Raw genomic sequence first — 8433 nt, 5'->3', positions numbered from 1 at the left:
TGAGCAGGTAGGGGTTTTGTCTTTTCCGGCTTTGCAAAGCCAGGGCACGCACGCCACCAAAAGGGTGCGACAATACGGCCCGCATACGTACGTGACTTAACCGAGCGCTGCCTGCGTCAAGCTTCTGTCCCAGGGGAGAGCTTCCCTGGGCAGACCGATGTCAGTGCAGCGCACTGACCGTTCCTGGGCATCAACTCCGCCCTATCACGTGAGGTAACTAGCAAGATGGCCAAGGCCGCCGATGTCGTTGTGCAATGCCTGGAAAACGAAGGTGTCGAGTATGTGTTCGGCATCCCCGGCGAGGAAAACCTCGACCTGCTGGAGTCCCTGCGCAAGTCGAAGATCAAGCTGGTGCTCACCCGTCACGAGCAGTCCGCAGGCTTCATGGCCGCCACCTATGGTCGCCTCACCGGCAAGACCGGCGTCAGCCTGTCGACCCTGGGCCCCGGGGCCACCAACCTGGTAACCGCCAGTGCCTACGCGTATCTCGGTGGTATGCCGATGATGATGATCACCGGCCAGAAGCCGATCAAGAAGTCCAAACAGGGCCGTTTCCAGATCATCGATGTGTGCGGGATGATGGACCCCATCACCAAGTACACCCACCAGTTCGCCTCGGCCGACAACATTCCCTCACGCATGCGCGAAGCGTTCCGCCTGGCTGAAGAAGAAAAGCCAGGCGCCGTGCACCTGGAGCTGCCGGAAGACATCGCCGCCGAGCAGACCGACAGCATGCCGATCCCTCCGAGCCTGCATCGTCGCCCGCTGGCCGAGCATGTGGCCATCGAAGCCGCCATCGGCAAGCTGCGCAACGCCCGCAGCCCGATCCTGGTGATCGGTGCCGGCGCCAACCGCAAGATGACCGCCAAGGTGCTCAAGCAACTGATCGACCAGACTGGCATCCCGTTCGTCACCACCCAGCTCGGCAAGGGCGTGGTCGACGAGCGCAACCCGCGCTTCCTGGGCAACGCCGCGCTGTCGTCGGGTGACTTCGTGCACCGCGCCGTCGAAGCCGCGGACCTGATCGTCAACATCGGCCACGACGTGATCGAGAAGCCCCCGTTCTTCATGGTGCGTGGCGGCACCGAAGTCATCCACATCAACTTCCGCTCCGCCGAAGTCGATGCCGTTTACTTCCCGCAGATCGAAGTGATCGGCGACATCGCCAACGCCGTGTGGCAGATCGCCGAAGGCCTGGGCGATACCTCGCACTGGGACTTCACCCGCCTGCTGGCGATCCGCGAAGCCAACGAAGCGCAGATCGCCGAAGGCAAGGACGACAGCCGCTTTCCGGTCTACCCGCAGCGCCTGGTCGCCGACGTGCGTCGTGCCTTGCCGTCCGAAGGCATCGTGGCGCTGGACAACGGCATCTACAAGATCTGGTTCGCCCGCAACTACAAGGCGCACAAGCCCAACACCGTGCTGCTGGACAACGCCCTGGCGACCATGGGCGCCGGCCTGCCATCGGCCATGGCTGCGCACCTGGTGTACCCGGACCGCCCAGTGATCTCGGTGTGCGGCGACGGCGGTTTCATGATGAACAGCCAGGAGCTGGAAACCGCCGTGCGCCTGAAGATGCACGTCACCGTGGTGATCCTGCGTGACGACGGCTACGGCATGATCCGCTGGAAGCAGGCCAACATGGGCTTCACCGATTTCGGCCTGGACTACGGCAACCCGGACTTCGTCAAATATGCCGAAGCCTATGGTGCCAGTGGCCACCGCGTGGACAGTGCCGACGGCCTGTTGCCGCTGCTGGAACACTGCATCAAAACCCCAGGCGTGCATGTGATCGACTGCCCGGTCGACTACAGCGAGAACGATCGCATCCTCAACGTGGAGCTGCGTGAGCGCGCACTGGCGGTGTAAGGGATCACGAGGTCATCGCGGGCTCGCCCCGCGATGACCTCGCCTATGCTAGGGTGCAGGCCTACTCGCCCTACCAGGACGCTACCCCATGCTCCCTTCGCTCAGCGAAAAAGAACTCACCCGCCTCGAAGACCTGCTCATTACCTACGGCAACGACTATTCCGTCCTCAACCTGGCCGAACTCAACGGTTTCTTCACCGCCCTGGCCAGCTCGCCGACCCCCGTACTACCTGAAACCTGGCTGCCCACCGTCGCGGGTGGCAAGGTGCCCAAGTTCAAGAAACCCGCCCACGAAGAAGCCTACACTGCGCTGATGCTGCGTTACGCGCACCAGGTGGCCGAGACGTTGGAGGAGCACCTGGACACCTTCGAGCCGTTGTTCGAAGAAAGCGAAGGCGAACAAGGCACCGCGATCATCCTCGAGGAGTGGTGTTTCGGCTACATGCGTGCGACCCAGGTCGCCGAGTGGGGCGAATTACCGCCTGAGCAGGAGCAATTGCTCAAGGCCATCTCGCTGCACGGCCTGGAAGACAACTACGAACTGCTTGACTCGATGAGCTTCGACGAGCTCCAGGCCTGCGTACCGGAGGTGGTCGAGGCTGCACGTGGCCTCTATCGCTACCAGAAGCAACATCGTCACTGAGATTCAGCACCCGGTGCTGAGGTCGCCACCCGTGCCATTGTTCGCCCGGATAGTTGCCGACACTGACGCCGGCGGTGAAGTGGGTGCCCCGCAGGTAGCGGTATTCCTATGCAGCGTACGCCCGGTAAAAGGGCTAGCCGGCTGGGGCGATCAATGAGCAACGCCCCGGCTGCATTATTTCCCATTGCGAAATTATGGATTGCTGCCCGCACGGATTCTGTTGCCGGGTGAATGGGCGCAGCATGTAGTCACACCCAACCTCACCCGGAGAAACACCATGACCCAGCCAATCAAGTTCTACGACTTCCCTAAATCCGGCCACGCCCACCGCGCCGAACTGATGCTGTCGCTGCTGAACCTGCCGACCGAAAACATCTTCGTCAACCTGGGCAAGGGCGAGCACAAGACCGAGCAATTCCTCAAGCTCAACCCCTTCGGCCAGGTACCGGTGATCGATGACAACGGTACCGTCATCGCCGACTCCAACTCGATCCTGGTGTACCTGGCGAAAAAATACGACGCCACCGGCAAGTGGCTGCCCAAGGACCCTGCTGGCGAAGCGCGCGTACAACGCTGGCTTTCGGTCGCCGCAGGCCCGCTGGCCTTTGGGCCGGCCGCCGCACGTCTGGTCACGGTGTTCGGTTACTCGTTCGACGCCGACGAAGTCATCACCCGTGCCCACGCCCTGCTCAAGGTGATGGATGCCGAACTGGCCAAGCGCAAGTTCCTGGCCGGTGACGAGCCGACCATCGCCGATGTCGCCAACTACTCGTATACCGCCCACGCGCCGGAAGGCAACGTGTCGCTGGAAGGCTACCCGAACGTGCGGGCGTGGCTGGCGCGTATCGAGGCACTGCCAGGTTTCGTTGGCATGCCGCGCACCGTGATCGGCCTGCAAACCACTGCCTGATCGATAGCCCGCGCCACGCCAACGGCGTGGTGCGGGTCAGGCCTTGCTCGAGCCCTTCGCAAAAGCCTACTCATTGCCCATGACTGCTGGAATAATCCCAGCTTCTCCTACACCGTCAGCGAGGCAGGGCATGGACCAGATTCACCTGATGAAGGTGTTCGTCGCCGTGGGCGAACTGGAAAGTTTTGCAGCTGCCTCGCGCCGGCTGGGCATCTCGCCTGCGGCGGTGACCCGCGCAGTCACGGCGCTGGAAGAGCGCCTGGGGGTCAAGCTGTTGCTGCGCACCACCCGCAGCGTGCGCCTGACCGAAGCGGGCGGGCGCTATCTGGATGACAGCCGTCATATCCTCGCCAGCCTCACCGAAGCCAACGAAGCGGTTGCAGGCGTCAACGCCACGCCCAAGGGCAACCTCGCGGTGACCGCACCGGTGCTGTTCGGCAAGTTCTATGTGATGCCGTGCATCGTCGATTACCTCAAGACGTTCCCGGACGTGGACGTGACCGCGTACTTCCTCGACCGCGTGGTGAATGTGGTGGAGGAGGGCATGGACGTGGCGGTGCGCATCGGCCACCTGCCGGATTCGGGCCTCAAGGCCATTGGTGTCGGCAAGGTGCGGCGGATGATCTGCGCGTCGCCCGAGTACCTGGTGCGCCATGGCATGCCGCAGCGCCCGGGCGACTTGTCGGAGCATGTGATCATCGCTGCGAACAACCTGTCGCCGCTGGCCGACTGGCGCTTCAGTACCTCGGGCGAGCCGACCAGCCTGCGCCTAAAGCCCAGGCTCTCGGTGACCAGCAACGATGCCGCGATCAGCGCCGCGCGAGACGGGTTGGGTATCGTCAGGCAGATGTCCTATCAAGTGGCCGAGGATGTCGCTAATGGCACCTTGAAGGTGCTGCTCGATGAGTTCGAGGAAGCGCCATGGCCGATCCATGTGCTGCACCGCGAGAGCAAGTATGGCTCGACCAAGGTGCGTACCTTCATCGATCGGTTGGTGGAGCACTTGCGCGCGCACCAGCATTTGAACTGATTTGCCGGCCCAGCAAGCGGCGCAGGGATGGCACCGGCGTTGCCGGTGATCGCGGGGGCAGCCCGTGCCATTCACCGAGGTCGTGTCGGCAGGTAACGCATCTGCCACCCAAGGCTCACCTCGTCCTCTTCATGCAGCAAGCGCAACCCCGGCCGCCCCGGCAGGTGGTGGGCATTGATCGGGTGGCTGACCGGCTCGAAGCAGAAGAACTCCTGGCCAGGCGGGCAATACAGCAGGAACAGCCCGGCGTCCTGCGCCTGGCACTCCAGGCGATAACCCGGTTGCTCGATCACACAGCCACCCGTCCAGCCGTCGAAGGCGTGGTCGACCAGCCTTGCGGGCAATGCACTCGCCGTATCGAAGCGCCAGTCTTCAGGAATCTCAGCCTGCCGCGTGGGCAGTCGCCCCGGTTCCCCCAGCCATACCTGGCCGGCCAACGCTTGCAAGCGCGTGCCGGGGTAACGGGGAAAATACGGGTGCAGCCCCAAACCATGCCAGCTGGGTTTCGCATCGCGGTGGGTGATGTGCAGGTCCAGGGTCAGGCAGCCGTCTTGTAGCTGCACATCCAGCGTGGCCTGGTAAGCGAAGGGCGTTTCACTCTCGAGCACCAGGCGCGCCCGCCGGTCGCTGTGATGGGCCACCTGCCAGGGTTGTTGCCAGGCCGTGCCGTGGATTGGGTAGGGGTCCTGCTCGGTGTTAGGGTGCAGCGCCTGCCAGCCATCGGGCCGGGCGAAGCCGCCCTCGGCGATGCGGTTGGACCACGGCGCCAGCGGGTGGCACGCCAGCTTGCGCGGGCTGGCGCTGGCCAGTGCAGCCGCGTCCGAAGGGCGCAGCAAAGGCTCTCCAGTGGCTTTCACTCGCCAGTTCACCAGGCTGGCGCCCACGGTTGGTGCGAGGCTCAGCTCGGTCAGGTGGTCTTGCAGGTACAGCAGCGGGACGTTCATCGAAGGCTCCTGTATGCGAAAGGTCAACGTGCCCGGCGGTAGGTCAGCAGCACGATGCCGCACACCACCACCGCGCCACCGATCAGTTGCACGGCGCTCAGGCGCTGGTCGAGCAAGGCCCAGCCCAGCAGCAGCGTGGCGATCGGCTCGATGTTCATCACCGGGGCATTCTGCGCCATGTTCAGGCGTGGCACGCAGACGAACAGCAAGGTGAACGCCACGCCATACAGCACCACCAGGCTGGCAAGCGCCAGCCAGCCACTGCTGCTGCTGGGCGTCGACAGCCCCGCCGGTACCCAGCCGCTGAAACCGGCCAGCAGCATGCTGGTGAACACGATCAGCAAGGTCAGCAGGCTGCGTACCGGGCCGCGCACGCTGGCCAGGCGGTTGTCGGTGACCCACAGGGCACAGGCGAATGCGCAGGCGGCGCCGAACGCCAGGCTCACGCCCAATGCCCAATGCGGGTTGGTGTTGCCGTCGTCGGCCAGCCTGGCCGGTACATCCAGCGCCAGCATCAGGCCGCAGAGAATCAGCGCCATGAACAGCACGCTGCGGCCATTGGGCCGCACGCCATTGAAGGCCCAGTTGAGCAGCGCCAGCAGCATCGGGAAGGTGTTGGCCACCAGCAACGCCAGGGCCACGGGAATGCGCGCCACCGCCGAGTACAGGCACAGGCTCTGGGTGGCGATCAGCAGGCCCAGCAACAGTTGCCAGCGGTGGCTGCCTGCAGGCAGGCCCAGTGGCTGGCGCTGCCACAGGACCAACCCGGCCAGGGCCAGGAAAGTGATGCCCGAGCGGCAGAGAATGGCCAGCAGCACGCCGGTGTCGTCGTCGAAGGCGATACGCGCGGCGATATGGTTGCCGGCGAAGGCGCAGGCCAGCAGGGCCAATAGCGCCACGGCCAGCTTGCGAGGAAAGAGAGGGCTTGCGGGAACAGCCATGAGCAGGGTCCATTTGCGAAAAGGGGCGGGCCAGACCTAATTGGGGCCGCTTCGGCAAGCCCGTTCAGATATCGCGTGGTTCTCGGGGGCAGCGCTGAAGCTGTGGGAGCGGGTTCACCCGCGAACCGGGGCATAGCCCCGGCCATACACTACGTTGTTCTTTTCGCGGGTGAACCCGCTCCCACAACGACCGCGTGGTTCCCGAGGCCTGTGAAGCGGGCCCGCCCGTCACGTTACAGCACCATGCCCGGCAGCCAGAGGGAAATGGCCGGGATGTAGGTCACGGCCATCAGTACCATGAACAACGCCAGGTAGAACGGCAGCAGCGCCTTCACCGTGGCCTCGATGCTCACCTTGCCGATGGCTGAGCCAACAAACAACACCGCCCCCACCGGTGGCGTTATCAGCCCGATGCCCAGGTTCACCAGCATGATCATGCCGAAGTGCACCGGGTCGACGCCGATGCCGGTGATCACCGGCAGCAGGATAGGCGTGAGGATCAGGATCAGCGGCGCCATGTCCATCACCGTGCCCAGCAACAGCAGCATGAAGTTGATGCACATCAGGATCACATAGCGGTTGTCCGACAGGGTCAGGAACGCCGTGGTGATCTTCGACGGAATCTGCATCAGGGTCATCACGTAGCCGAAGCTGGCCGCGAAGCCGATCAGGATCATCACGATCGAGATGGTCCGCACCGTGCGGTGCATCAGCTTGGGCAGGTCGCGCCATTTGTAGTCGCGGTAGATGAACATGGTCACGAAGAACGACCACACCACCGCCACGGCCGCCGACTCGGTGGCGGTGAACACCCCCGAGAGAATGCCACCGAGGATGATCACCATGGCCATCAGGCCCCACAGCGCTTCACCGGCGATCTTCAGCGCCTGGCGCAGCGGAATCACTTCGCCCTTGGGATAGTTGCGCTTCTTCGCGAAGATCAGGCACAGGCCCATCATCACCGCGCTCAACAGCAGCCCCGGCATCACGCCGGCCATGAACAGCGAGGCGATGGACACCGTGCCGCCCGCGGCCAGGGAGTACAGCACCGAGTTGTGGCTGGGCGGGGTGAGCAGTGCCTGCACCGAGCCGCTGACGGTCACCGCCGTGGAGAAATCGCGCGGGTAGCCTTTGCGCTCCATCTCCGGAATCAGCACCGAGCCGACCGAGGCAGTGTCGGCCACCGACGAGCCGGAGATGGCGCCGAAAAAGGTCGAGGCGGTGATGTTCACCAGCGACAAGCCACCGCGCACGAAGCCCACCAGCACTCCGGCGAAGGCCACCAAGCGGCGTGACATGCCGCCTTCGGCCATGATCGCGCCAGCCAGCACGAAGAACGGAATGGCCAGCAGCGAGAACTTGTTCACCCCGCTGGCCACCTGGATCATCATCGCCTGCAACGGGATGTCGATCCACCAGGCGCCGATCAGCGCGGCCAGGCCCAGGGCGTAGGCCACCGGCATGCCGAGCATGATGAGCAGTATGAAACTGCCAAGAAGAATGAAAGCATCCATTTAGACGGCCCCCTCGCTTTCTTCCACCAGGTCCAAGCGCACCACCTTGCGGTTGCTCTGGTCGCCCAGGAAGAGTTTTTCCAATACGAAGACCAAGGTCAGCAAACCGCCCACGGGGATCGGCGCATAGCTCATGCCCACGCGCACGCCCGGCAACGAGGCGAGATACTGGTTCCAGGTGGTGATGCACAGCTTGGTGCCGTACCAGGTCATGAACACGCACACCACGACCATCAGCAGTTGTACCAGCACTGCCGCCAGGGCGCGGGTGGCCGGGGGCAGGCGGTCGGTGACCATCGCCACCGCCATGTGCGCCCCGGCGCGGTAGCTGGCGGCAGCACCGATGAAGGTGAACACCACCATCAGCAGGATCGCCACCGGCTCCGGCCAACTGGAGCCGGTACCCAATATGTAGCGGGCGAAGATGCCCCAGGGAATGATCAGCGACATGGTCAGGATCGACAGGCCGGCGACCCAGATACAGGCGCGATAAAGCGTGTCGTTCACACGCAGGAAGAACGTTTTCATAGGGCACCACCAAGTCGGCAGGGCGGTGGTTACCGCGCTGCCGAGGTCGTCTGG

General features: G+C 64.0%; 8 protein-coding genes. 4 read left to right on the top strand and 4 right to left on the bottom strand.

What is annotated here, in order from left to right; all coding sequences use genetic code 11:
• The first annotated feature begins 225 nt into the window (after positions 1 to 225).
• The 4 genes from RAC97_RS16175 to RAC97_RS16160 all read left to right on the top strand — a co-directional run bounded on the left by RAC97_RS16175 (position 226) and on the right by RAC97_RS16160 (position 4452).
• Positions 226 to 1869 carry an acetolactate synthase large subunit gene (locus RAC97_RS16175; protein WP_375100319.1) on the top strand — a complete coding sequence of 548 codons (1644 nt, stop codon included), beginning with the start codon at positions 226 to 228 and terminating at the stop codon, positions 1867 to 1869.
• A gap of 88 nt (positions 1870 to 1957) precedes the next feature.
• A complete protein-coding gene (locus tag RAC97_RS16170; protein WP_375100318.1) occupies positions 1958 to 2512 on the top strand; it encodes a UPF0149 family protein in 555 nt (184 codons plus the stop codon).
• 277 nt (positions 2513 to 2789) lie between these two features.
• Positions 2790 to 3422: a glutathione S-transferase family protein gene (locus tag RAC97_RS16165; RefSeq protein WP_375100317.1), complete on the top strand. Its 633-nt coding sequence runs from the start codon at positions 2790 to 2792 to the stop codon at positions 3420 to 3422.
• A 130-nt stretch (positions 3423 to 3552) separates the two neighbouring features.
• The gene (locus RAC97_RS16160; protein ID WP_375100316.1) at positions 3553 to 4452 is read left to right on the top strand and encodes a LysR family transcriptional regulator; all 900 of its coding nucleotides are present in this window, start codon (positions 3553 to 3555) and stop codon (positions 4450 to 4452) included.
• A 71-nt stretch (positions 4453 to 4523) separates the two neighbouring features.
• On the opposite strand, the gene RAC97_RS16155 is transcribed toward RAC97_RS16160, so the two are convergent.
• The 4 genes from RAC97_RS16155 to RAC97_RS16140 form a co-directional block, all read right to left on the bottom strand.
• Entirely contained in the window at positions 4524 to 5396 is an 873-nt protein-coding gene (locus RAC97_RS16155) for an aldose 1-epimerase (RefSeq protein WP_375100315.1), read from the bottom strand.
• A 23-nt stretch (positions 5397 to 5419) separates the two neighbouring features.
• Positions 5420 to 6337, bottom strand: coding sequence for an EamA family transporter (locus RAC97_RS16150; protein WP_375100314.1), 918 nt, complete (start codon positions 6335 to 6337; stop codon positions 5420 to 5422).
• Positions 6338 to 6570: 233 nt separating this feature from the next.
• Positions 6571 to 7851: a TRAP transporter large permease gene (locus tag RAC97_RS16145; protein WP_375100313.1), complete on the bottom strand. Its 1281-nt coding sequence runs from the start codon at positions 7849 to 7851 to the stop codon at positions 6571 to 6573.
• Complete coding sequence (locus RAC97_RS16140; protein WP_375100312.1) at positions 7852 to 8379, bottom strand: TRAP transporter small permease; 528 nt, start codon at positions 8377 to 8379, stop codon at positions 7852 to 7854.
• Positions 8380 to 8433: the final 54 nt, after the last annotated feature.

It is taken from the genome of Pseudomonas sp. LS_2 (assembly GCF_042709235.1).
Taxonomy (GTDB): domain Bacteria; phylum Pseudomonadota; class Gammaproteobacteria; order Pseudomonadales; family Pseudomonadaceae; genus Aquipseudomonas.
The sequence above is the reverse complement of the archived record's forward strand: the minus strand, read 5'-3'. Positions and strand labels throughout refer to the sequence as shown.